General features: G+C 31.4%; 22 protein-coding genes. 6 read left to right on the top strand and 16 right to left on the bottom strand.

Features of this window, described 5'->3' with window-relative positions:
• Window positions 1-49: 49 nt before the first annotated feature.
• On the top strand, window positions 50-1726 hold the full coding sequence (locus tag KPL55_RS00400) for a 2-oxoacid:acceptor oxidoreductase subunit alpha (protein WP_216304727.1): 1677 nt from the start codon (window positions 50-52) through the stop codon (window positions 1724-1726).
• 1 nt (window position 1727) lies between these two features.
• Entirely contained in the window at window positions 1728-2579 is an 852-nt protein-coding gene (locus KPL55_RS00395) for a thiamine pyrophosphate-dependent enzyme (protein WP_216304726.1), read from the top strand.
• Between the two features lie 120 nt (window positions 2580-2699).
• On the opposite strand, the gene KPL55_RS00390 is transcribed toward KPL55_RS00395, so the two are convergent.
• The 3 genes from KPL55_RS00390 to KPL55_RS00380 all read right to left on the bottom strand — a co-directional run bounded on the left by KPL55_RS00390 (window position 2700) and on the right by KPL55_RS00380 (window position 5468).
• A complete protein-coding gene (locus KPL55_RS00390; protein ID WP_246599247.1) occupies window positions 2700-3134 on the bottom strand; it encodes a cytochrome b5 domain-containing protein in 435 nt (144 codons plus the stop codon).
• A gap of 196 nt (window positions 3135-3330) precedes the next feature.
• Window positions 3331-3717: a VOC family protein gene (locus tag KPL55_RS00385; RefSeq protein WP_216304725.1), complete on the bottom strand. Its 387-nt coding sequence runs from the start codon at window positions 3715-3717 to the stop codon at window positions 3331-3333.
• An 86-nt stretch (window positions 3718-3803) separates the two neighbouring features.
• Complete coding sequence (locus KPL55_RS00380) at window positions 3804-5468, bottom strand: ribonuclease J (protein WP_216304724.1); 1665 nt, start codon at window positions 5466-5468, stop codon at window positions 3804-3806.
• Between the two features lie 252 nt (window positions 5469-5720).
• Between KPL55_RS00380 and KPL55_RS00375 the strand changes: the two genes are divergently transcribed.
• Entirely contained in the window at window positions 5721-6320 is a 600-nt protein-coding gene (locus tag KPL55_RS00375; RefSeq protein ID WP_246599246.1) for an acetylglutamate kinase, read from the top strand.
• A gap of 116 nt (window positions 6321-6436) precedes the next feature.
• On the opposite strand, the gene KPL55_RS00370 is transcribed toward KPL55_RS00375, so the two are convergent.
• A complete protein-coding gene (locus KPL55_RS00370; RefSeq protein ID WP_246599245.1) occupies window positions 6437-7693 on the bottom strand; it encodes a D-alanyl-D-alanine carboxypeptidase family protein in 1257 nt (418 codons plus the stop codon).
• A gap of 67 nt (window positions 7694-7760) precedes the next feature.
• Complete coding sequence (locus tag KPL55_RS00365) at window positions 7761-8198, bottom strand: Lrp/AsnC family transcriptional regulator (RefSeq protein ID WP_216304723.1); 438 nt, start codon at window positions 8196-8198, stop codon at window positions 7761-7763.
• Between the two features lie 310 nt (window positions 8199-8508).
• Between KPL55_RS00365 and KPL55_RS00360 the strand changes: the two genes are divergently transcribed.
• Complete coding sequence (locus KPL55_RS00360) at window positions 8509-9942, top strand: aspartate ammonia-lyase (protein ID WP_216304722.1); 1434 nt, start codon at window positions 8509-8511, stop codon at window positions 9940-9942.
• 135 nt (window positions 9943-10077) lie between these two features.
• Here KPL55_RS00360 and KPL55_RS00355 read toward each other — a convergent pair whose 3' ends face one another.
• The 11 genes from KPL55_RS00355 to KPL55_RS00305 form a co-directional block, all read right to left on the bottom strand.
• Entirely contained in the window at window positions 10078-10908 is an 831-nt protein-coding gene (locus KPL55_RS00355; RefSeq protein WP_216304721.1) for an HAD-IIA family hydrolase, read from the bottom strand.
• Window positions 10909-10910: 2 nt separating this feature from the next.
• Window positions 10911-12293 carry a sn-glycerol-1-phosphate dehydrogenase gene (locus KPL55_RS00350; RefSeq protein WP_216304720.1) on the bottom strand — a complete coding sequence of 461 codons (1383 nt, stop codon included), beginning with the start codon at window positions 12291-12293 and terminating at the stop codon, window positions 10911-10913.
• 81 nt (window positions 12294-12374) lie between these two features.
• The gene (locus tag KPL55_RS00345) at window positions 12375-13193 is read right to left on the bottom strand and encodes a PTS system mannose/fructose/sorbose family transporter subunit IID (protein WP_216304719.1); all 819 of its coding nucleotides are present in this window, start codon (window positions 13191-13193) and stop codon (window positions 12375-12377) included.
• 23 nt (window positions 13194-13216) lie between these two features.
• A complete protein-coding gene (locus KPL55_RS00340) occupies window positions 13217-13987 on the bottom strand; it encodes a PTS mannose/fructose/sorbose/N-acetylgalactosamine transporter subunit IIC (RefSeq protein WP_216304718.1) in 771 nt (256 codons plus the stop codon).
• Between the two features lie 27 nt (window positions 13988-14014).
• Entirely contained in the window at window positions 14015-14491 is a 477-nt protein-coding gene (locus KPL55_RS00335) for a PTS sugar transporter subunit IIB (RefSeq protein WP_216304717.1), read from the bottom strand.
• A gap of 49 nt (window positions 14492-14540) precedes the next feature.
• Entirely contained in the window at window positions 14541-14951 is a 411-nt protein-coding gene (locus KPL55_RS00330) for a PTS sugar transporter subunit IIA (protein ID WP_216304716.1), read from the bottom strand.
• Between the two features lie 354 nt (window positions 14952-15305).
• Window positions 15306-18143, bottom strand: a complete 2838-nt coding sequence (locus KPL55_RS00325; protein WP_216304715.1) for a sigma-54-dependent transcriptional regulator — start codon at window positions 18141-18143, stop codon at window positions 15306-15308.
• Between the two features lie 161 nt (window positions 18144-18304).
• Window positions 18305-19468 carry an MFS transporter gene (locus KPL55_RS00320; protein WP_216304714.1) on the bottom strand — a complete coding sequence of 388 codons (1164 nt, stop codon included), beginning with the start codon at window positions 19466-19468 and terminating at the stop codon, window positions 18305-18307.
• A 59-nt stretch (window positions 19469-19527) separates the two neighbouring features.
• On the bottom strand, window positions 19528-20853 hold the full coding sequence (locus tag KPL55_RS00315) for a 6-phospho-alpha-glucosidase (RefSeq protein ID WP_216304713.1): 1326 nt from the start codon (window positions 20851-20853) through the stop codon (window positions 19528-19530).
• A 17-nt stretch (window positions 20854-20870) separates the two neighbouring features.
• Entirely contained in the window at window positions 20871-22472 is a 1602-nt protein-coding gene (locus tag KPL55_RS00310; RefSeq protein ID WP_216304712.1) for an alpha-glucoside-specific PTS transporter subunit IIBC, read from the bottom strand.
• A 270-nt stretch (window positions 22473-22742) separates the two neighbouring features.
• Window positions 22743-23504, bottom strand: coding sequence for a MurR/RpiR family transcriptional regulator (locus KPL55_RS00305; protein WP_216304711.1), 762 nt, complete (start codon window positions 23502-23504; stop codon window positions 22743-22745).
• Window positions 23505-23908: 404 nt separating this feature from the next.
• Here KPL55_RS00305 and KPL55_RS00300 point away from each other — a divergent pair, with 404 nt between their 5' ends.
• Both KPL55_RS00300 and KPL55_RS00295 read left to right on the top strand, forming a co-directional pair.
• Complete coding sequence (locus tag KPL55_RS00300) at window positions 23909-25846, top strand: Cache 3/Cache 2 fusion domain-containing protein (RefSeq protein WP_216304710.1); 1938 nt, start codon at window positions 23909-23911, stop codon at window positions 25844-25846.
• Between the two features lie 129 nt (window positions 25847-25975).
• Window positions 25976-26956 carry a sugar ABC transporter substrate-binding protein gene (locus KPL55_RS00295; protein ID WP_216304709.1) on the top strand — a complete coding sequence of 327 codons (981 nt, stop codon included), beginning with the start codon at window positions 25976-25978 and terminating at the stop codon, window positions 26954-26956.
• Window position 26957 lies beyond the last annotated feature (1 nt).

Genomic DNA, 26957 nt, shown 5'->3' with positions numbered 1-26957 from the left:
GACTGTTATTTTATATTATACATTCAACAAATAAAAAGGAGCTGATTTTATGATTTATAATCTTCTAATCGGTGGCGCTGCTGGTCAAGGCATGGAAACCATCGCTTCAGTGCTTGTAAAACTACTTAAAAGAAAAGGTTTCGAAGCCTTCACCCTACAAGACTATATGTCACGTGTTAGAGGTGGCCATAACTTTTTTCAGATTCGTTTTGGTAATGAAGAGATAAACTCTCATAGCGATAAACTTGATGGTATAATCGCTTTAAACATTGATACCATAACCCTACATATTGATAATCTTAATAAATATGGCTTCATTATTGTTGATGAGTCCATTGAATATGATGATGACAGAGTAATTAGTCTACCACTAAAGACTATTGCAAAAAAAATTGGAAATCCAAAAGTATTTGGTAATGTTGCACTTGGTGCAATTATGAATCTTTTCAAACTTAAGTTAACTTATATAGAGGAATTGCTGGGTGAAACCTTTGATCCTGAAATTGCAGTTCAAAATTTACTTGCTTTTAAAGAGGGATATACTCTAACCCAACCTAAATTTCCTATTGAGGCCAAAGATAAAGACAATAGTATATTAGTAAATGGTAATGAGGCAATAGCCCTAGGAGCATTAGCTGCCGGATGTAAATTTTACTCAGCATACCCTATGACCCCCTCTACTAGTATAATGAATTATCTTTCTTCTAAAATCAAAAAAGCTGGAATTGTAGTAGAACAAGCTGAAGATGAAATAGCAGCAATTAATATGGCTATCGGAGCATCTTATGCTGGTGCTCGGTCAATGACAGGCACATCTGGTGGAGGATTTGCTTTAATGGTAGAAGCTATAGGATTGTCCAGTATGCTTGAAGTACCTCTTGTTATTGCAGAAATTCAAAGACCTGGACCAACCACAGGATTCCCAACAAGAACTGAGCAAGGTGAGCTTAAATTTGTTATCACATGTTCGCAGGGAGAATTTCCAAGAATGGTTATTGCTCTAAGAAATCCAGAAGATGCATTTTATCAAACTGTAAGGGCATTTAATTTGGCAGACAAGTATCAGATACCAGTTATTCTTCTAGGTGATCAGTATCTTGCAGATTGCCAGAGAACTATAAAACCTTTTGATTTCAGCTTAATTAAAATAGAAAAACATCTAAGTGATAGTGACTATTTAGATGGTAAAGAATATAAACGATATGAAATAACAGAAACCGGAGTATCTCCACGGATAATTCCAGGAGGTATATCACATAATTTTGTTAGGGTCGATAGTGATGAGCATGACGAGTATGGACAAATTACAGAATCAGCGTCTATTAGAGTTCAAATGAATGATAAAAGACTAAGAAAAATGGAATTTCTAAAGAAAGAATTACTTGAACCAGAATTTATTGGAAAAGATGACTTTGAAGTATTACTTGTTGGCTGGGGTTCTCTTTATAGTCCAATAAAAGAAGCTGTAAAACTTCTAAATGAAGATGGTGAAAGCAAATATTCAGCATTAATTTTTGGAGATGTTTGGCCATTACCTGTAAGTTTAATTAATGAAAAATCAAATAAGGCAAAAAAACTTATAAATATCGAACAAAATGCTACAGGACAATTAGCTTCATTAATCCGTGAAAATACAGGTATTGAATTCAATAGTAGTATTTTAAAGTATGACGGAAGGCCAATCTCCGCGCAGGAAATATATAATAAACTAAAGGAGGTAAAGTAAAATGAAGGATTGTAGTATTTCTACATTTGAAACAGCTTGGTGCCCTGGTTGCGGTGATGCTGCAATATTAGACGCATTAAAAGAAACCCTTATTTCTCTAGGCAAAAAACCTCACGAAGTACTTATTGTGGGTGGTATAGGTCAAGCAGCTAAAACCCCTCAATATTTAAACACTAATGGATTTTCTGGACTTCATGGTAGGGCATTGCCTCCAGCAGCCGCTGCAAAAATTGTTAATAAGAATATGACAGTGATAATAGATACGGGAGACGGAGATTCATACGGCGAAGGTGGAAATCACTTTATTCATAATATAAGAAGAAATGTTGATATAACACATTTTGTTCATGATAATCAGATTTATGGACTTACAAAAGGACAAGCATCTCCAACCTCTGATATTGGTCATGTAACTGAAGTTCAACCTTATGGTTCAAATAATACCCCAATGAATCCACTGCTCCTAGCTATATCCTTAGGTGCAGGATTTGTAGCAAGAGCCTTTAGTGGAGACAAAGAACACCTTAAACATATAATGGAAGAAGCTATAAATTACAAGGGATATGCCCTTGTAGATATTTTACAACCATGTGTAAGTTTTAATAAAATTAATACATTTCAATGGTATAACAAAAGAGTATATAAATTAGAAGAAGGGTATGATGAAACTAATAAACTTAATGCTATTGAAAGATCCATGGAGTGGAATGACAAAATTCCACTAGGCATTTTATACAAAGAAATTAAACCTGATTTTCATGATAAAATTGATTTTTTAAAAGAAGGGGATGCTCTAATAGATAAGTCTATAGATTTAGAAAATATCAAAGAATTTATGCAAGACTTTGTATAGATAAAATCCATATCTACTTAGTTCAAAATTAAATTTTGTTTATATCTAAAGGGAGTTCATATTTAATGAACTCCCTTTTATGTCCTAATAATAATAATAATAATAGAACAATTTTTGCTACTACCCTACCATTACCCCTACCTTAGGTAATGTATTTAGTATTTCCGAAGAACCATGGCAGGAATTAAACTTGTCCGTTGCGTCTCTTCCCGCTGATATACCAAAATGTGCCCCACCAGCCCAAGTTTTAACTGAACTTACATCATAAACTATCCCATTTACGGACACATAGGCAGGCTTACCACTTACACCATTATATTTTGATAATTCTTCTAATGTAAATTGTTTTTGCCGACAACCGTCATCTTGAAATTGTAGATTACTTAAAACTTCAGAATCATCTTCTAGTAAATAACTTATTTCACGAAGTTTTTTATTGAGTGAGTTTCTATAAAACCTTTCATTTTCAAACCCATGCTCAAACTCATTTGCACACATCATATTGTATTTACACAATTCTGCGTCTTTATAGATTTTGTAGATATGTTTGTTCATATTAAAATCCCCCCCTCTTGTTTTTAATATTATTATTTTAATTATGTGCTTTTAATATGGATCCTTTATAAAGTATATGCATGTTATTTTATAAAATTATATTAATAAATCATTTTTCTTTAGAAACAACATTGGTGGACCCTGAAAATAGCAAAATAATTATTTCTGAAGGTGGTATGTTAGATACCCAGACCACTTACATTTGGCTAAGCCCACATATTGCGCCTACAGGGTATTCAATTATACCAAAACTACCACAGGTAGAGTTCTCAGGTTCTCTTAGTACTTTGCCTCCGAGTTTTCTACATGCTTCCAAACTTTGATTTAAATCACTAACTTGAAAATAAACCATCCATACAGGAGGTAAACCAGCATTGCTACCTAGTTGATGGCAAACACCTGCCACCGGAACGCCATCTTTTGTTGTCATTAAATAGTCATTGTAATCCCCCATGTTAATTTCGCTGTGCTCCCACCCAATCACATGCTTGTAGAATTCTCGCACTTGTTCTGCTTTATCAATGGTTAAATCTGCTGATACAATTGTACCTTGTTTACTCGACATAATTTTATTATCGTCCATAATTTCTCCTTTTATTAGTACTTATATGCAAACAGCATTATTCAATAATTAAAACCATTCTAATATTAGAATGGTTTTAACTCTTGTTATATTTCCATGATAATTGGAAGAATAATCGGTCTACGTTTTGTTTTTTCATATAAAAACCGTTCTATCGACCTTTTCATATTAGATTTTAATACAGACCATTCAATAATTTTATTTTCCAAACATTTGTTAAGTTCAATCCTAACAATCTCTTTTACTTCATTAATCAAAACATCTGATTCCTTTGCATATACAAATCCACGAGTTATTATGTCTGGCCCTGCAATAATACTATAAGATAAGCGCTCTAAAGTAACAACTACAGTGAGCATACCATCTTCCGCTAAATGCTTTCTATCCCTAAGTACAACGGTTCCAACATCTCCAACCCCAAGTCCATCTACATACACAGATCCTGTATGTACCCTCCCTGCGAGCCTTGCTTCATCCTTTGTAAGTTCTAATACTTGACCTGTTTCCAAAGTAAATATATCTTTAGCACTCATACCCAATTTTTCTGCAAGCTTTGCATGATGCCTTAAATGTCTGTATTCACCGTGAACTGGCATAAAATACTTAGGATGAACTAATGCGTGTATTAATTTTAATTCTTCTTGATATGCGTGACCAGATACATGCACTTCTTCTAAATCCTCATAAATTACTTCTGCTCCTTTTTTGAATAATTCATTTATTACTCTAGAAATAAGCTTTTCATTACCTGGAATTGGAGATGCTGAGATAATAAATAAGTCTTCAGGTTCAATGAAAAGTCTCCTATGCGTAGCAAATGCCATTCTAGCAAGTCCCGCCATTGGTTCTCCCTGACTTCCAGTAGTTATTATTGTAATATTCTCATTTGGGAAATTGTGCATTTCATCTATCCCTATAATGTAATCCTCTGGTATATGAAGATATCCGAGTTCTATAGCAACTTGTGAGATGTTATCCATACTCCTGCCACTAAAAACGATTTTTCTGTTATATTTAACAGAGGCATCTACAATCTGTTGGATTCTATGAATATTTGAAGCAAATGTAGCCACTATTACTCTCCCCTGCGCATTAGAAAGTATTCTAGTTAAGGTTTTCCCTATTACTTTTTCTGAAATAGTATGCCCTTCCCGTTCCACATTTGTGCTATCAGCCATAAGAAGCAGTACGCCTTCTTTACCTAAATTCGAGATACGTTCAAGATCCATTACCAACCCATCAATTGGAGTGTAATCAATTTTGAAATCACCAGTATGTAATATAACACCGATTGGTGAGTGAATTGCGATAGCGCAGGAGTCCGCTATGCTGTGAGTAACTCTTATGAACTCAACTTTAAGATTTTCTAGTTCTATTGTTTCACCAGCATTTACATTATGAAGTTCACAATCAGATAATATATTGTGCTCCTTTAGTTTATTTGATATTAAACCTAAAGTTAGTTTAGTCCCATAAATGGGTACATTCAATTGTTTTAGAATGTATGGTAGCGATCCAATATGATCTTCATGGCCATGAGTTATAAAAATACCTTTTACTTTTTTAGAATTATTTTTTAAATAAGTTATATCTGGAATTACTAAATCCACACCATACATTCCCTCATCGGGGAATGATATGCCACAGTCTATAACAATGATTTCATCCCCGTATTCAATAGCCGTTATATTTTTGCCTATTTCCCCAAGGCCACCTAAAGGGATAACCTTTATACTTTCTTCATTTTCCACGAAATTCTCTCCTTTATTTAAATAATTATATTATTAATCTCATTTGCTTTATTTTACCTCCAATCATAAAATTAATACCTAATTGGAGACTTTTCATTGTATAATTTTAAAATTATAATTATCTAAGGTAGAAAATTTTGTATTAGCTTAGATTAACCCGGCTATAACCTTACCTTGTGAATCTTAAATTTAACGGTACCTTTTGTTCTCATAACCATACTATAATATATAAATTAGAAAGTGGTGGTTTGAATGTTTATGTGCCCATATGATGCATCTTGGTTGTTAGCCCAAAGATACAGATCTGATTCAATGGGGATTAGTAAATCAGAAGTAAATTTAAGAAACGTCATGCGTATGCTTTGGGAACAACATATTGTTTGGACAAGGATGACTATACTAAGCATAATAAAAGATTTACCAGATGTAGATTTTGTAACAAATCGACTTCTTCAAAATCCCATAGATTTTAAGAAAGTATTAAAGCCTTTCTACGGGGATGAAATTGCTTCGCAATTTAGTGATTTATTTACAAGTCATCTTGTAATAGCTGCGCAGCTTGTTAATGCAGCTAAGGCGGGCTATAAGGATGGAGCTGCTGCTGCTGAAAAAAACTGGTATAAAAATGCAGATGAAATCGCAGTTTTCCTTGGTAGAATTAATCCTTATTGGTCTGAGCAAAATTGGAAAAAAATTCTTTATGAACACTTAAAAATGACTAAATCTGAAGCAGTTGACATACTTACCAATAATTATGAACAAAGCATCGCAGACTATGATGAAATTGAAAAACAGGCACTTAAAATGGCTGATGTTATGGCAGAGGGTATTGTTAAACAATTTCTATACTAATTTTCGGGATAAAAATGAAATCAATTATGCTAACATGGACAAATTAAAAACCTAGCAATTATGCTAGGTTTTTTATTATTTATTTATTTATTAATTCACAATAATTTTTTTATATACTATCTTCTTTTTTTTCTCTTATTTAAATTAATAGTTCTTATTATTACAGCTATTACTATTAAAAATAAAATAATGATTCCGGCAGTTGTAATATACATGAGAATACTATTTTTTAATAGATTTCCTTTCGAAGCCTGTGAATAAAGCTTGTAAGTCTTAACTTTCCCCTTTTCAGTTAATGTCAATGTTCCAATACTCTCATTCCCTTTAAGCGTAGAGCTTACAACACTGGTTAATTTTATATTTTCCTTCAAATCCTTTTTGTTTGCTTCATTGTTGTAATAACTAACTTCCTCTTTCGCTACCAGTGGTACGCTAATAGTTTTCTCTAGTCCTAAAAATCCAAGAGGTTTGTATTTTACCGTTTCGGTTTTTATAATGTCATTACTTCTATGTAATACTGTTTTCTGTTGGCTATAGCTGTAATCAATTATTTCTTTCATATCATTGAAAACATAAGTGTCTAAGGCATCCTTCTCCGATCCTAGAACAACTCCCATAGCTTCCCTACCATCTCTCATGAAAAAGGCTACAAGACATCTCCCAGCTGGTGTAGTAAATCCTGTTTTACCACCAATGCAACCATCTATCCCAAGAAGTTTGTTACTATTTTCAAGTTTAAATGTTGTACCTTTTGATGTTGATATAGTATTTTCCTTTTTACTCATGGACTCTTTTACCCAAGAATTTAGAAATGAAGCTCTCGCCAGTATACTCATATCATAAGGAGTACTATAATGATCATCACGGTGAAGGCCATTAGGAGTTATAAAATGAGTTCCGCTCATATTAAGTTCCGCTGCCTTATCATTCATCAATTTCATAAAACTTGTAGAATCTCCTGAAACGTTGTCTGCAATCATGTATGCTGCGTCATTTGCAGAGTACAATAACAGAGCATCCATTACATCGGCGCCTAACATTGTTTCATCAAGTCCAATTGGATGAAAATCAGTATTTAGTGAACCCGGTTCCTGAGATTTCGCGCTTAACGTATATTTTATAGCATCAGTTTTTTCCCTGTTCTGTGCAAGTAATAGTGCTGTCATTAGCTTTGTTGTACTCGCTGGGTACATTTTCTTATCTACATTTTTAGCGTAAATTATTTCACCAGTTGCCACATCTACAGTAATTGCAGCTTGTCCATATATTACTGGTAAATTAGAAGTTGCAGCGCTAGCATAAGTGGTCATATTTAAACTCGTAGAAAATACTAAAAATAAAACAATCCAAACAAAAAATCTTTTAAATTTCAACTTTCATCTCTCCATTACATTAATTTATTTACATGCATTATAAATTGACTTATATATTAATTTAATCTTATGTAGCAACATCAATCCCTCTATGTTCAACTGCTGTAGAAAACACAATTTGAGTTTGTGTATTCCCAAATTTCTGAAGTTCATTAATAAAGGCATCAAGTTCTACAGTTGTATGATAAGCGACTGTAATAAGCATTGAATACTTCCCTGTTACACAGTTACATTCAAGTACATTAGGACATGTTGCTACAAAAGGATAAAATTCTGGTTTTTGTTTTGGTGACATTTCTAAGTTTATAAAGGCTTTTACATTGTAACCTAATTTCAGTGGGTCAACAAGTGCAGAATATCCTGTAATAACTCCTGCCTCCTCTAGCTTTAAAACACGAGTCGACACTGCTGGAGTGGATAAAAATACCTCTTGAGCTAAATGTTTAAGTGAATACCGTGCATTTTTCTGTAAAAGTTCAATAAGTTTCAAATCAATTTTATCCATATATTCACCCCTTTTTTTTATTGATGGTTAAAGTTTTTTAATTACAGACACCTTAATATAATAAGGTCATTGATCCGAATATGCAATACTATCCTATAAGATACATTAAATATATTAACTTAACATTGTTTTTAATATAAATATCTACTTAATAAAATTAACTCAACTTGTACATTATATACTTTAAATTAAGTACAACACGCTTATTTTCAGCTTTTATTCACAACTTCCCAATAGTCATTTACATGAATATGAAACCATGGTAATCTGCATATATTAGAAATGCGAAAAAATAGGAGCGTGGATTTATATGGAAACAAGAATAGAATCTGATTCAATAGGGAAAATGAAAGTACCAATGGATGCTTATTATGGTATTCAAACATTAAGAGCTTTTAATAATTTTCATATCACAAATAAATCAATTCACCCAGAACTTATAGTAAGTCTAGCACAGATAAAAAAATCAGCCGCTATTACAAATAGGGATGCCACTCTGTTAGATACTAAAATTGCGAATGTTATTATAAGTGCTTGTGATGAAATTATTTCTGGAAAGTTTCATGATCAATTTATTGTTGATTCAATTCAAGGAGGTGCAGGCACCTCTACAAATATGAATGCTAATGAAGTTATTGCAAACATAGCTATTGAAATGCTTGGTGGAGCTAAGGGTAATTATAGTATTGTTAACCCTAATGATCATGTGAATATGGCACAATCCACCAATGATGTGTTCCCTACCGCTGGAAAAATTACAATCTTAAAGCTGTTACCAAAAGCTACTTCAGAGCTTAGTCGGCTTTATAATGCTCTTGAATTAAAATCTTTAGAGTTTGATAATATTATAAAAATGGGTCGTACTCAACTTCAAGATGCAGTTCCAATTAGACTTGGTCAATCATTTCATGCATATTCTTCGATGATAAAACGCGATATTAATAGGTTAATTACTGCCCAGAAGGAGATGCTTACTTTAAATATTGGTGCCACAGCTATAGGAACCTCTATAAATGCGAGCCCAAAATATTTAGATAATATTATTTCAAGCCTTAAAAAAGTAACTGGCTTTAATGTGGTTCAAGCGGAAGATTTAATAGACGCTACTCAAAATCTCGATGGATTTGTCTGTGTATCAGGTGCTCTGAAAACATGCGCTGTAAATTTATCTAAGATGGCTAATGATTTAAGGCTATTATCAAGTGGTCCTAGAACTGGTATAGGCGAAATAAATTTACCATCAATGCAAAATGGATCATCAATTATGCCTGGTAAAATAAATCCTACTATTCCAGAAGTAGTTTCTCAAGTAGCTTTTAATATTATAGGAAATGATTTTACAATAACTATGGCCGCAGAGGCAGGTCAATTAGAACTTAATGCCTTTGAACCTGTTCTTTTCTATAACTTATTTGAATCAATTGAAACCCTCAAAAATGCAACTACGACATTCGTAGATAATTGTATTGTTGGAATTACCGCTAACAAAGAACGATGTGCAGAACTCCTAAACGGCAGTATAGGAATAGTAACCGCACTTTGTCCTCATATCGGATACAAAAGGTCAGCCGATATTGCGAAAACAGCTTTAAAAACTGGCGTTCCAGTTAAAGTAATTGTTTTAAGGGAGGGTATTTTAACTCCAGAAGAATTGGAAGAAATATTAGATCCGATTTCAATGACACAAGTAACTAAATCATCAATTGTAGATAAGAGAGTAAATGTTGATAGTTGCGCCGTGTGATCCTTCCTTAAACAAAATGATTTAATTACTAAAACAAAAACTATGAAAGAATTGTTGCTTAACTCTTTCATAGTTTTCTTTAATTCGTCTCCAAATAATGCTTCAAAGTCCATTTAGTTACCTATTTTTTAGTAATTAGATATAAATTGATTCTAATACATCTCTAATACCACCTAACGAATTAAAAATAAGTGTAGGTTGAATTTCAGATTCATCTAAATCTTCGAGTTTTGCTTCACCTGATAAAACAAGAATAGTCACAGAATCATTATCTTTTCCAATGGCTATGTCTGTATAAAGCCTATCTCCTACAAAAGCAATTTCTTCCTCATTAAAGCCAGTGTTGTTAAGGACATACTTTAGTGTATGCGGTGAGGGTTTGCCAAAGAATTCTGGTAAAACACCTGTTGAAGCTGTAATCATAGAACATATTGCTCCACAATCTGGTATAAACCCATCCTCAGTTGGACAATTGAAATCAGGATTTACACCTAAAAAGATAGCACCATTTCTTATGAATGTACAAGCTTTAGAAACATTTTTATATTCGAGTGATGTATCGAACCCAACAACAACGACATCAGCATTATCAGTAACAACATTAATTTTAGCTTGTCTAAAATCATTTTTCAGATATTCATTCCCTAAGATAAATATTCTCTTATTTGACATGTTTTCTTTTATATAATTAATAATTACATGGTTTGATATAAGCATTTTATCCCCACTCAAATCATATCCCATTTTTTTAATTCTATTTATATAAAACTCTGCATTTTTAGAAGAGTTATTAGTAAAAAATTTAAACTGTATATTATTTTTTGCTAGTTCTTGTAAAAACTTTATAGAACCTTCTAATATTTTGTCTCCTAAATAAACAGTACCGTCAAGATCAAGGATAAAGCATTTTACTTTTTTTAAGACATCCTTTTCATTTTTAGTTGAATCAAGTGCTTTATTTATCATATCTATTCGTTCTCCTTTTCGATATCGACGCGAGCAAGGATCGCAAAGTCATCTAAAACGCCAATATCCGATAATAAATTTAATATTGAATATCTAGTCCTAACTTCCTTCGCCATTTTAATACAATCTAATAGCATTTTTTCATCAATACCTACTTGATTGGGAGTATACGGAGCCCCAACACTTTTAAGTATTTCTTTTATCTCCTCTGCACTTGGTACATCCTCTATTATTTCTAATATCTTATCCAAATTTTCCTTTGTAAACTTAATTCTTTCTTCTCTTTTTTCAATAGAATTTCTTTGTTCTTTTTCATTTACATCAATAATCCCTTTTGCAGCACTTAGGTAATGCTCCTTAACATTTTCCTTCCACTTATCTTGGTCAAAATTTTCAGCTTTAACGATTGCTTCATCAAAATTAATTGTAGCTTTAGCGAGTAATTCACGTAGTTGCATAGTTATTACCGTTGAAATCCCGACTTTTGCTCCATGTAATACGGGCTGCTTACCCTCGAATTGAAACATCATTTCAAAATAATGAGACATGTGATGTTCCGATCCTGAGGCAGGTCTTGAATTTCCAACATAACTCATGGCAATTCCGGTTAATACCAATGCATCCATTAGATTTTTAATAGCAATTTTATCTCTATTTTTAATTCCTAACGTATTTTCAATACATTTTTTTAGTGAGTTTTCAACCATATTATATGAAACTTGACAAAAGTATTCTTTATTTATTAATTGGCTAAGTCTCCAATCACATAAAGCAGAATATTTACCCACTATATCTGCAAATCCAGCTGTAATCATATCCATAGGAGCATCCTTAAATATATTTACATCTCCAATAATTACTTCTGGGCAATCAGTTATATATGATATTTTAAGGTTACCTATAATTAGAGCAGCTCCATTTGATGCAAACCCATCCATAGAAGGTGCTGTAGCTACCACAATACTTGGAATTCCTAGCTTATATGCAACGAATTTAGCCAAATCATTTAGTGTACCCGTACCAATTGCAATTATAACCTCTAATCCTTTTGGAGCATTCACTAATATTTTTCCTACCGCTTCTTCATTTGGCACAAGATCTTTACCTGATGTTTCAAATACTAGGTTTTTAATATTTAATTTACTCTTTGCTAAACTTTCATTTACCTTATTTCCTGCTACCTTATTTGTGTTAGTATCCGAAATAGTTAATATGCTCTTATAACCTAATTCTTCAATTATCTGAGGTAATTTATTAATTGCATCTTCCTCTACTACAACATATTTTGTAGTCATACTATGCATATTTCCACATTCACAATTTAATTTCTTGCCTATTAAATCATTTATGGATAAATTACTAATATTTTTATTTGTTAATTTCATTTATTCTCCTCTCATGACTCCTATTATTAAAGCTAAAGCTTTTACATTCTTTTTATTAATTAAAACACATGGTTATTGCAGTTAAAGTACACCAATTGCTCCTAAAATAGCTCCACCTAAGATAAGAATTCCCATTAACTTTATAGGCGAAACTCCTTTCTTAAGCAAATGCAATACACCTAAAGTTATTACAATTGGTATTAAACCAGGCATTAATTTATCAAGTAAGTCCTTTTGCAGATTAAATTTTACTGTTCCTACTTTAAAAGCAATAGCAGTTTGTATATTAACAAATCTACCTACAAGCCCACCCATAACAAGCGTACCAAGAATAGATGCTCCTTCAATTACCTTATTAATTTTCCCACCATCAAGGATGTCTTCTACAGCTTTTTTGCCCAATTTATAACCATTGGTCCACAAAGTAAGTGAAATAGTAATCATGATAGCATACTGAGCTAGAACAAATATTATCGGACCTGCTATATTCCCTGCATTTGTTATTCCTATACATATAGCAAGTAATATAGGTGTAATAATACCTTGAGTCAATGTATCTCCAATTCCAGCTACCGGGCCCATTAAACCTGTTTTAATTGCATTTATTCCTTTATCACTTATTTCCCCACCATTGGCTCTCTCTTCTTCCATTGCTATAGTAATACCATGTATAACTGATCCACAAACTGGTTCAGTATTAAAAAACACTAAATGTCTTTTTACAGCAGCCTTTGCTTCTTCAGGTTCTGGATATAGCTTCTTTATAATAGGAAGCATAGAATGTGCAAAAGATGTAGCTTGTAATCTTTCATAGTTATAATTAGATTGTGCAAACATAAACCACGTAATCCAAGATTTAAGTATATCGCGCCTAGTCAAAACCTTTTTATTTTGTGTCATCTCAATCCACCTCTCCTTTTATTTTATGCTAAATTAGAATTAGCTCCATCTCCATTACTGCCTTTTATCCTAACTATAGTAAGTGCAAGTATAGTTCCAATTATAGCTATAACAACTATATCTATCTTGAAATATACTGATAATATAGTACCTAAAAAGAAAAATGGAAGTGTAAATGAATTTCCTATTAATTTTAAGTTCATTGCAATTCCAAGGGCCGGAAGCGTTCCGCCTACAACATTAAAAACATGTAGAACATGAGGACTCATTACACTTAAAAGTCCTGATACAGCAGTTGGTCCATAATATACTACGAGTGCTGCTGGAATAAAACTAAGTGCGAAAAGTAGTATTTGTGGAGGAACTACGTTTATAAATGCTACAGCATTTAAGTTTCCTTTTTCCACTTCCTTGTCAGCCCAATGCACAAAAAACGAATTAACTGTCATCTTTCCTATCCATAATATTGAAGCTACAGTTCCAAGAGGTACTGATATAGCCATTGCTGTTTTTGCATCCAAATTTGAAATTAAAGCAAGAGCAGTACCTACATATCCTGCAAAGGCAGGATCCCCAATTTGAGCACCACCGGCAGATATGAATCCTAAATAAATTACGTTTATAGCCGCTCCTATCATTGCTCCTTCTAATGGTTTCCCTAAGATTATACCTGTAATAAATCCAGCGAGTAGCGGTCTATTAAATGTAAAAAAACCACTGTACATAAGCCACGGACTCCATGAAAGATAATAGAAAATACCAATTAGTGAGGCTTGTAAAATTGTAACATGCATACTTTTCCTCCTTATATAATTTATTTCTTATTTTAATAATTTCTTTACATCAATTTGCTTTGCATCCGGAACTATTTGTATGAAAACATTTACACCAATATCAGTAAGTTTCTTAAATTCTTCTTTTTCTGATTCGGAAACTGAGATATTTTTATAAAATTTCTTTCTTCCTACTCCTGCCCCCATACCTCCAACATTTAGTGCTTTTATATCCACTCCTGCCTCTATAAGACTAAGTACAACACTCGGAGTCTTAACAAGAATTATTAGTTTTTCTCCTTGGCTCTCTCCTTTTAAAGCTTCTGTTGCTTCATTAATGCCAAAGACATCAACCTTAATATTAGATGGTGCTGCAGTTTTTAAAACCTTTACCAAAAATGCTTCTTCTGCAACCTCATCATCAACTATTATTATCCTATTTGCCTCTGTTATTTTTGACCATGCTGTAACAACCTGACCATGAATTAATCTATCATCGATTCTTGTAAGCACAATATTAAGCATATTTTTTTCCTCCTAATTTTTTATTCCACATAATTTTTATATAAATGAATTAATCCTTCAATTCTTCTTTAAGATCTTTTATACTATTTACTCCCACTTCTAAGCAATATTTTTTTAATTCTAGCAAATTATAGCTCTCTCTACTTGAAAACGCTTCTATAATCATTGGCAAATTAACCCCGATAATACACTCAAGGTTTACGTCACTCGATAAGTTATGCATACCTATTGCCGTAGCATTAAAAGGACTCCCACCATAAAGGTCTACAAATACTAATACTCCATCGCCGTCGTTAAGATTTTTTACTGCTTGCTCTACATCTTTTTTAAATTTATCAATATCATCGCCATGTAACAATCCAAGTGTCTTATAATCACCTTGAGGTCCTATTATAAGTTCGCCACTTTTTACAATTTCATGTGCAAATTTACCATGTGTTACTACTAATATTCCAATCACAATACCACCCCCACTCACTTTAAGATTTTATTAAACATAATCTATTATAAACTTATCATTTTTAAACCTTTACACTCTTATACTAAGCAATACCTATGCCAACTTAATATTAAGGAATAATTTAAATTACTGGTTACTCTCTAACACCGCTTAAATTAAGTGAGTTTGCAAATAAATAAATAAAACACACTTTAAAATAATTTTACTTATTTTAAAGTGTGTTTTTATATTACAATGTGTTTTAAAATGTGTTTTAATAATAACATTAAATTATAAGCTATTTTTAAAATATCTTACTAATTTGAGACACATGCAAGCCTTATGAAAACATTCATCAAATTTAACATTTGCAACTTAACTAAGATCAAACATATCAATTAAATATCCTAATTCTGAATTAGGTATCTCCGTTCCAAATATTTCTTCAACAGGTTCTAATACTTTTTTTAATAAGCTATATAAATTCATATTACTATTAATTAATTCATCGACCTTATTGTATGGAAACGACTCCTTAATTAAGCATCTCTCTATCATAAAACAACAATGAATTATGTATCCAATTTTTATTCTATCATGATTTCGCACAATATTTAACTTTTCTAATTCTTTGAATGAATTACTAATAACTTCATAAGCTTTATTAGGATTTAAGAAAGTCAACCCTTCGCTAAGTATTTTAAGAATTTCATTAGATTCAACATGTTTATTTTTATCATTACTTATATATATTTCACCAGTTATTAACTTCTCTATTTTTCTTAACCCATCACCTATAACCACATCATCTATAGGTATATATGGAACCCCTGGAAGTTTAATCTCCACAGTTCCTACAACTGCTAAAATATCTTCTAAATGATCTTTATAATCCTTTTCAAATTCATTTTTATTCATAGGTTTTATATTTATTTTGTATTCTTCAACAACAGGTACTGATTGCTTTATTAACTGCGCTAATTTAATTGCTGCTCCTCTTCCTGTTATACAAGTTGTAATAATGGTTTTACCATTAGGTTTTAACATTTTCTTTTCCAGACCATTAATAATTAATCTACCCATAAAAGGACTTATTTTTTCTAAATCATCAATTAATTTTTCAAGTGTAATTTGTGGTGATAAACTTTTTCTAACCGCTTCAAGAACAATTGGAGTTGAAACCATTTCAATGCAGCGCGTGTCGATGTTAGTCTTTTTTGTTATTATCTCACCAAATGCCACTAAGGATCCCATGTCTACAAGCATCAATACCCCTTTACCCTCATCTATTTCCTTAACTAATGTTATTGCTTTTTCTAGTATATCCTCAACCTTTTGGTCAAGTGGCATATCAATTGATTTGCAATGATTTGTTTCTAGCAAACTATTACAAACATTCATCATGCTTGAAGCAGTAGATTCGCCATGCGCGAGTACTATAACTGAAACTTTATCATTTTGTTCGAGTACATCTGAGTCTACTGTGTATAAAAACATAGCTATAAATCCTATTTCTTCCTTAGGAATATTTATTTCTAATTCTTCCTCAAGTATATTGTGGATTGTTTTAGCAATATTAAATTCATCTGGTTTGTTAAGTGCTATTTTATTAATTTCATCATCATCTATTATTCTTCTGCCTTGAATATGTTCCATTAAAGAACTAATATGCATTGCTAATGCTATATATACTTTTTTACTAAATTCTTTATTTAATCTTTTCGCCGCTAATTTCAAAGCTTTTTCTACTGCATAATAAACTTTGGGGCTAATGATCTTAAATATTTCATTATTTTCAAATGATTTTTTTTCTACATCACATTTTGTTAATAACGACTTTAAATATTTCTCAATATACGTATTTAATACTTCATTAATTTTCTCTTGAGAATAGCCCTTTTGAGAATAAAAATAATATTTATCACTTATTTCATTATATAATTGATTTGACCTATCATAACCCCTTTTAATATTGGATTGATTATCATCATAATGTGGTGAAAACTCATAATATTTATTATAATTATCCTGAAGTAATTGCAATAATTCGCTTCTTTTTTCTTTTATATTAAAAATACCCTCGTAAACATAGTCTGGTATATATGATGTATCTATATCTATAAACTCTTTCATAGATGTTTTATATTCTAAAAAACCTCTAGCACAAGTAAGTTGAATATCACTTCTTAATTGACCTATATTCCCTCTACAGTTATAGGCTAAAAAATCTTTTATTACATCTTTACGAACTCTTATTAGAACTTTAACACATTTTGATTCTTCACTAAAAAATTGTTTTATTAATTCAAACCTTTCTGAAAGGCTTCTCTCAGAAAGTGAAGGTATTTTTATCACCATAGGTATTCTTCTTATAAACGTTTTCAATAATGATGAATTTATATCTTCTGTTGTTGCACATATAAACCGAACATTAGATTTTCGTGTACCCTCTGTCTCACCCATCTTTCTATAGGTGCCTTTATCCATAAGCATAAATAACATTTCCTGTCCTTCAGGTGGCAACCTATGAATTTCATCTAATAAAATAATTCCTCCGTTTGCTTTTTCAATAAGCCCTTCTCTTTCTTTTTCAGCTCCAGTAAAAGCTCCTTTAGCATAACCATATAATTGACTTAATAAAAGATTAGGATTATCTGCATATTCAGCGCAATTAAAAATAACAAACTCTGAATCTTTACTGATTGTTCCACTTTCTACTGCATATTTGTACATTATTTCAGAGAAGTTATTTTTCCCTACTCCTGTAGCTCCTATAAGTAATGTATGTAACCCTTTGGGTGGATAAAGTATTGCTGCTTCTGCTTGCTTAATTGCAAGTTTCAAACTTCCGTCAGCTCCAATAATATCATTAAAAATATCTGTGTAAAGTTGATCTTTATTCTTAAGTTTATTTTTAAAATCAATTAATATATCAATAGACTTAATATCCAATTGGTCATCTCTTAAATTAAAGCCTAATATTTCCTCTAGCTTTAACCTATCAATAAAATATACAGGTTTGCCGTGGATTTTTACAACACACTTCTCTAGTAATAAACAATTTAATTCTTTACTAGTATTACTTCTACTAACTTTAGCTTGTTCTCCTATTATAGTTGCTTCAAATCCTGCAAATCCTTCCTTTAACTTTTCATATGTAATATCGGTACATATATCTTTTAAAGCATTATATATCTTTTCTTTTCTCGTCATATTTCGTGCCCTCCAAAATATCCTTCTTATATGTAGTGTAGCACACGTTACACTAATTTATTTCTTTTATTTGAATTAATACTAAAACAAAAACTCCACGACTTAATAGGTATAACTACTTATTAAGTCGCGAAGCTTAAAACTTTGAACTTCTTTAAAATTCAATATCTATTCATTTTCTCTAATCCATTTATTAGCACAAATGCTATTGCTGATAAAAAAGCCGCAACAAATAGTGTAATATTAACATTAGAATACCTGGTTATTGTACCTGCGCAAATCGGCACTAAAAGTGAAGATAAACCTGTAAAAATACTCAATGCAAACAATTGCCCTGTTGATTTCATTTTCTCGCTAGTTAATTTGTATATTAGAGTTTTCGAAGTAATCAGTAATAATGGTGTTGTTAACATCTGAAACCCACTCAGTATAATAATTCCTGTGATGCTATTACATGATCCAAACAATACAAATTGAATTGTTAATGCAGTTGCAGAGATTTTAAGTAAAAGATGATGGTTAATATTCTTCAAAAAATAAGCTCCAAATAAATAAGTCGGAATCTCTATAACAGACTGAATTGACCATTTATACCCAATTTGCAAATTTGTGGCTCCGAGTATTAACATTTTATCCACAACCACAATATTATTTGTTATAACAGCACAATACATTAAGAAAAGAATAAAAACTAATAAACTATATTTCCTATTTATAATTAATTGCTTTATATCGGACATACCTGCTTTATCTTTGCCCTTACTATGAGTTCTATTTACATCCTTTATAAAATACATAATTACTATTGAAATAATACATAAAAATAATATTCCGTCGCCTGCGCCTTTGTATCCAAACTTAAAAATAATCATTGGTATTATAAGACTTCCCAGTGCCCATCCAATGGATCCAAAAGCCTTTATAAAAGAAAGACGCTCCCTTAAATATTCGTTGCTCGAAAGTATCCAAGCATCGCTTAACCCGCAAGTAGTGTTAATGAGTCCTCCACTAAAACCAATAGCAATCATATGATAAACAAAATATTGTGTTTCCAATGCATAAAATAAATAAGCTGCTACCGCATAAATCACTAAAGCAGCTACCATAAATTTCTTAACTGTTCGATATTTATCTGACAAAAATCCAAATATCATTTGCAATATAATGGTCATAACAGCGAGGGATGATAACAGTATTCCTCTTTCCATTGAATCATAGCCAATTTTTGATAAGAAAGGTATAAACTGAGTCATCCCAAAGGAAAATGATACATATGAAACTATATATAATAATATATACAAATATTTTTGTTTTTTTTCTTTCACTTTGTTACTCCCTAAATGTAATAATTTTATAAGTTATAAAACATATTTAGTTACAAATATTATTTTAATATTGGCCAGTACTCCTTATTTGCTAAAATTAGATCATCTAAAATTAATTTTGCGACTTTCGCACTTGGAACTGTTTTTGACATTGTGATAGCTTGCCATAATTTCAGATATGATCCATCAATCCAAGCTTCAACAGTTAATTTCTCAACGGCTACTTGTTGCTCCATTAATCCCTTTTGGAAGGTTGGAATTGTACCAACCACCAATGGTTCGAATCCATCCCTACCTACGATACAAGGAATTTCAACCATTGCAGTTTTATCAAAATTCTCGATTGCACCATTGTTTTCAACAATCAATAACATTCTTTCTTTTGTATTGTAAGCAAGTGCTTTTGCAAGATCAATAATATAAGAGGAGTGTTCACTTGCTGTTATTTTAGTGTTTTTTGCTGATCCGTCTTTTGTAATATTATTACAAGTCTCAAAAATATCCTTTTCGCGACGATCAATCACTTCATTGGCCCTTGTATACTCTTTATTAGAGTGGGCAACAGTTTCATCAGCCATTAGATAATATTTCAAATAGGTATTAGACAACATTGTTGGCTCAATTTTTAAGAGATCTTTTGCAGCCCTCATTGCCTCAAGCCAGCTTTCTTCTTTATGTTGACCTGGTAGTAAATCTTCGGTTAAACCACGTCTTCTAATATGCTCTTTTATTTTTTCCATTAAGTCATTTCCATCATTATCCTTTATGCTCGTCCACCAACCAAAATGGTTTAACCCGTAATATCTTACCTCCATATCTTTTCTAGAGTTTAACTTTAATATCCTTGCCATGATTGCTTCAAGGCAAACAGGCATATCACAAATATTTATAATTCTTGAATTCGGCTTTAATTGTCTAGTTGCTTCTGCCACAATTGCTGCAGGATTTGAATAATTTAACATCCATGCATTAGGTGAGTATTTTTCCATATAGTCAATCATTTCAATAATAGGTCCAATTGATCTCATACCGTAAGCAATTCCACCTGCACCGCAAGTTTCTTGTCCAACCACATCATACTTTAATGGAATTTTTTCATCCAATTCACGCATGGCATACTTCCCAACTCGTAGTTGAGCCATAACAAAGTCTACGTCTGTAAATGCTTCTTTTGGATCTGTTGTATAGGAGAATTCAATTTCTGGAGCTCTTTCCGCTATAATAATTTTACAAGCCTCTGCTAAAGTTTTCTGTCTTTTAGCATCATTATCATACAATTTAATTTGCCATACTGGAAATTCCTTTATATTTTGTAGCAATGTCATTACAATTCCTGGTGTATATGTACTTCCGCCACCAGCTATTAATACTGAATTTTTCTTCATTTTTATTCCTTCTTTCATTATAATAAATTTTCAAATTCCTCTCTTACTGTTGCTACAGACAAGCCAACGATAACTTGGATTGCATCTTTATTCTTAACAAGTCCATATGCACCTGCTTTTTTAAATACTGATAATGGAGCAATTATAGATGGATCTTTAATTGTAAGTCTTAATCTAGTTGCACAATTAGTAACATCTTCAATATTATCTTTACCACCTAATGCTTCTAAAAAAAGTGCAGCTTTCTCAGAATTCGCGTTCTTTGATTTTTTACTATTAGTTTTTGAGGTTTTAGATAAATCACCTTTTTCTTGCTCCTTCATTTCTTTATATTCTTTTTTTGAATATAATTTTGCTTCCTCGTCATCACTTTCACGCCCTGGTGTTTTAAAGTTAAACTTTCGAATTAAAAATACAAATACAAAGTACCAAATTGCAGAAAAAATCAAACCAATAATAACTTGTATTATATACGTATTTAAATGGTACTTTCCGAGTGGTATCCAATTTAGTGCAAACCAGTTAATAAGCCCTCCCCCGAAATCTCCAACAACACCAAAATGAAAACTTATGGTAGCAACAGTTGCTGCTAATAGTGAATGCACAAGGAATAGTACTGGTGCAATAAATAGAAATGTAAATTCTATAGGTTCTGTGATACCTGTAAATATTGCAGTTAATGCAACCGGTATCATTAAACCTGCAACTATTTTTCTTTTTTCTGGTTTCGCAGTTTTATAAAAGGCTAAAGCAATACCTATTGAACCAAATACTTTAGTCATACCTGACAATGAGAATCCAATTGGATACATCTCCTTTAACGATTTTGCAGTTGTTGCAAATTCTTTTAAATGTGTTGGCCAATAAACAGCTGTTCCACCTTGGACAACCGCATTATCATATACAAATGGTGCATATATGAAATGGTGTAATCCTGTTGGAATTAAAATTCTTTCTAAAAAAGAATATACCCAAATACCAAATTCTCCTGAAGAAATAAAAAATCCCTGCATAGATCTTATTCCAATTTGCACTTTAGGCCATAGAGTAGCAAATGCTAATGCAAGTGGTAGCATAAGAAAGAATCCTATCATCACGATAAATGATGAGCCCCTAAATATACCTAAAACATCAGGCATATTTGTATCAAAATATTTATTATGAATATAAACTACAATTCCTGCCACGATTAATGCTCCGATCATTCCTGTATCTAATGTTTTAATCCCGGCAATCATAGTAAGTCCACTTGAATTCCCAACTTCCATTTTCATATTAACTCCAAAACTTGCACCCCAATAGGTTAGTATTGAAGATAAGAAGTAATTAAAAGTTAGATAAATTACAAGTGCCTCTAAACAGGCTCTTGCATTTTGCTTTGTTGCAAGTCCCACTGGTAAACCTATTACAAAAAGTAATGGTAGCTGATTAAATATAGCCCATGAACCCGAGGCAATAACATCCCAAACCTTGTACCAATTTCCCGATGGATCTGCTAAGCTTCCCATAACTTCTGTGTTTTTAAATAAGATTGAGAAGCCTACTGCAATACCAGCAAAAGCAAATAATAATGTTGGAGTAAACATTGCTCCCCCAAAACGTTGAATCTTTTTCATCATAATAATATTTGATACCTCCCCTTTTTTTTAGCAAGACACCTTGATAGGTAAATAATATCACATCTAATCCTGTTATCAACATATGTAACCGTTTTAGTTCATCTACACTAAAAGCTGTGTTTTATCACATTTTATGTGATATTTCACAGCTACTCCAGAATTACTAAAAAAATAAAACAGTTTCTTTATTTAATAAATAAAGAAACTGTTTTCCTATACTCACTTCATTATTACATTACTCGGAGATGGTCAATCATTGAAATTCATCTTTTAAGTAACCTTATTATTTTTATACAAACTGTAACTTACAAACAAAACTTCAGCCAAAACATATAAAATTGAGGTTGATTCAAATGATCTATAATTGCAATCGAAATTTATTTCAGATGTTGTGATATAAATACTCTCATCACTTAAACTCGCAAGGGTATTATCTTTTAGTTTTGTGATAGATAATATTTTTACATTATTCAAATTCATTTTTTTAGCTAGTTCTACCACTTTGCTTGATTCTCCATTTAAAGATATTAAAATAACTAAATCTTTTGGTGTTACTAGTTTAAAGAATGTTGCATCAATAGATAACCCTTCAAAATCGTATAAACACTCTCCCCCATGTAAAAACATCATCTTTAGTTGCCTTGCAACGGCCATTTGAATATCACCTGATCCATACACGAAGACTCTATTTGCCTCATAAATTAATTTACATGCACCAGTAAAATCTCTATTGGATATATCAGTAATGGCTCTTGTATAGCCATTGCATATAGTTTTAATAGCTTCTGTTTCTACCTGTACCTCTACCGATGTTTCCCATTTAAGATATATTTTCAATTCACTAAATCCTTTTAATGAAAGTTTTTGTGCGAATCTTAATATTGTAGTTCTTGATACATTACATAACTTGGCTAATTCTTCTATTGTTAATTTACTGCACTTCTTTTTATTACTAACAATATACCTCCAAATATAAACATCATTCTGGTTTAATTGATCGTAATACTTATTCACTAGCTCTTCTAAGCGCATTTCAAATGAGCTCCTTTCAATGTTATTATACGCTGACGTTGGTCCTTATGGTCTGAATTGTTGGTGCCCTCCACTCTTGAATACCTTTTCATTTTTCACATTCACTTTTTTATTTTATTATACCTCATAAAAAGATTTTCGTGTACTATCGGCCTCACCTATCTCTCTATGATTTCCATTCTATCTCTTCTATGAAGTAAAAACATCAATATATAAATAATAAACTTAATTACATGTATATATGAAAAATTAAGGTAATTATAAGTTAATTTCCCTAATTATGCATAATACTGCGTTTACAAACCTGCCTTTAAATGCTAAAATTATATCGCATAAAGAATTGTTACAAATATATATAACTATAGAAAATATTCTTTATCATCTAAGGGGGACCGATTTAAAGTATGAGTATTAAAATAAAACTAATTATAAGTTACTTAATATTAATTATCCTATCAGTAAGTTTTTTAGGAATTTTAATTGGAAATATATCTAAAGATGCTGTATTTAAAGAAGTTAAAGAAAAAAGTAAATCCGTAACAGAATTAATTAATACTACGATAAGTGTAAGAAATAATTCCATTATAGAAAAATCCTATAGTGATTTGAATTCTGCTACGAAGTTATTATATAGTTTAGGTAATATAACTGTAGCTAATACTCAAAATATACGAGTAGGGAGTTATGATTTACCAGCTTTATATGCCGGTTCTCAAAAGCTATCATTAGACACTAAGATTGTTGATGCTATACATGAATCTACAGGCACTAATGCTTCTATATTTTTATTGGCTAATAATAAGTTAATAAGAGTATCCACAACCCATACTAAAAATGGTAAAAGAATTGAAGGAACATACTACTCTTCCGACTCACAAGTTTATAAAAAAATAATTAATAATCAAGAATTTCTTGGTATAACATCAATTGGAGAAGAAAATTCACTGTCAAGATATAAACCATTAATTAATAAAAATAAAAAAGTTATAGGGGCTATTGGTGTAGGGAATACTCTACTTAATGATTATTTAGAAAAAACTTTAAAAGATATTAAAATTGGGAAAACAGGTTATGTTTACATAATAGATTCTAATGGAAATATGATTCTTCATCCTGATGAAAAAGGAAAAAATGTAAGCCAATATGATTACACTAAAAAGATAATTTCAAGTAAAAATGGATTAATTGAGTACACTCATAAAGGAGTTCATAAATTAGGTTATTTTATGTATTTTAAATCTTGGGATTGGTATATTGTCACCACCGCTAACTATGATGACTTAGCCTCCTCAAGTGAATCAATTTTGTATACCACATTACTTAGTGGATTATTGATGATTTTATTAAGTGCTATTATAGCTGTATTTTTAGCGGATAATTTAGTTAAACCCATTAATAAATTAAAATCATATATGGAGAAGGCTGGTAAAGGAGATTTAACAGTTCATTCAGACATAAACAATAAAGATGAAATAGGCGTGCTGTCAGATAGTTTTAACAACATGTTAACTGAAAATAGGCAATTGATAGAAGAATTAGTACAATATGATAAATTAAAAACTGAATTTATTGCCAACATGTCCCACGAATTAAAGACGCCTTTAAATATAATTTTCTCTACTGCACAGTTATTTTCTGTATATCTAAGCAGAGATCTAAATTCAATTAATGTTGAGAAATTAACCGAATATACAAATTATATGAAACAAAATTGTTATCGACTTCTAAGACTTGTAAATAATATAATTGATATTAGCAAAATCGATTCTAACTTTATGGAACTTAATTTAAAGAATCAAAATATAGTACAAGTCGCTGAGGAAATAGCACTTTCTACTATTCCGTATGCTGAGGGGATATCTAGGACAATTATTTTTGATACAGATATAGAAGAGAAAATCATGGCTTTTGACGATGAAAAACTAGAGAGAATTTTACTTAATTTGATCTCCAATGCTACTAAATTTACTAGACCTAGAGATACAATTGAAATTGGAGTGTACGATAAAGACAATCACATTATAATTTCGGTGAAAGATAATGGAATAGGAATTCCTGAGGATAAATTATCACAAATATTTGAAAGATTCAAGCAGGTAGACCCTTTACTAAGCAGAGCACATGAAGGTAGCGGTATAGGCCTTGCTATAGTTAAATCTTTAGTTGAAATGCATGGAGGCACCATTTCTGTAAAAAGTAAGTATCAGGAAGGTACAGAATTCACCATAAGTTTGCCTGTTACGCTGACTTCAGATAATGATAATCAAAATCCAAAAATAGGTTTAATGAATAGAACTAATAGTGAAAAAATTCAGATTGAATTTTCTGATATATATGAATAAACTTTATAGAAATTCTAAACGGATAGTAAAGACATTTGAATAAATACCGATAATCACTTATACCCTGTTTTACAAACCAATACTTGAATTTTATATTCAAATTCCTAAGTGATAAAGGGGGTCCACATCATGTATAAAAAACTTATATCTGTAATTATTTTTTCTGTGTTTGTTTCAGCTGCTTTATTAGGATGTTCAAAAGTTTCTAGCAGCAAAACTACAACTAATTTGCCAGTGGCAACCTCTGAAAAGAAAAATATTTTATTAATTATGAAAACTCTCACTAATCCTTTTTTTATTGAGATGGAGAAAGGAGCAAGGCAAGCTGAAAGTGAGTATGGCATAAAGCTAACTGTTAAAACAGGGGCAAAGGAGACCTCAATTGAACAGCAAATTGCCCTTGTCGAGGATGCCATAACTTCCAAGGTAGATGCTATTGTAATTTCACCAGGAAGTTCCACAGAATTAATTCCAGTATTAAAAAAAGCTCAAGATGCTAAAATACCTATAGTAAATATAGATAACAGATTAGATCCTGATTTGTCTAAAAAGAAGGGACTTGTAAATGTTCCTTTCATTAGCGTTGACAATAAAATTGGTGGCTACCTTTCTGCAAAATACATAAGTGATAAAATCAAGAAACCTACAAAGGCAATTATTATAGAAGGTATTCGCGGTGCTGATAACGGTGAACAAAGGAAGCAAGGAGCAATTAAGGCTTTTGCTGAAAATAAAAATATAACACTCGTAGATCAAGAAAGCGCAAATTGGAATATAGATGAAGGTTATTCAGTTGCTAAAAAATTATTTGATGAAAATCATGATATTGGAGCTATTTTTTGTGCTAATGATATGATGGCTTTAGGCGTTATACAATATTTAGACGAGAATAACCCTAAAGAAGATGTATTGATAGCTGGTTTCGATGCTCTTTCTGAAGCAAAAACTGCAATTACCGACGGTAAAATGAGTAATACTATAGATCAGCAGGCAATAAAACAAGGTTATACTGGAGTTAAAATCGCTTTGGATTTAATTAACGGAAAAAAACCAACGAATTTAGTTACTTTAGTAGATGTAAAGGTTATAAATTTAAATAATGTAAAATAGA

It is taken from the genome of Clostridium lacusfryxellense (assembly GCF_018861735.1).
Lineage (GTDB): Bacteria > Bacillota > Clostridia > Clostridiales > Clostridiaceae > Clostridium_AD > Clostridium_AD lacusfryxellense.
This window is presented reverse-complemented; position numbering and strand designations above follow the sequence as displayed.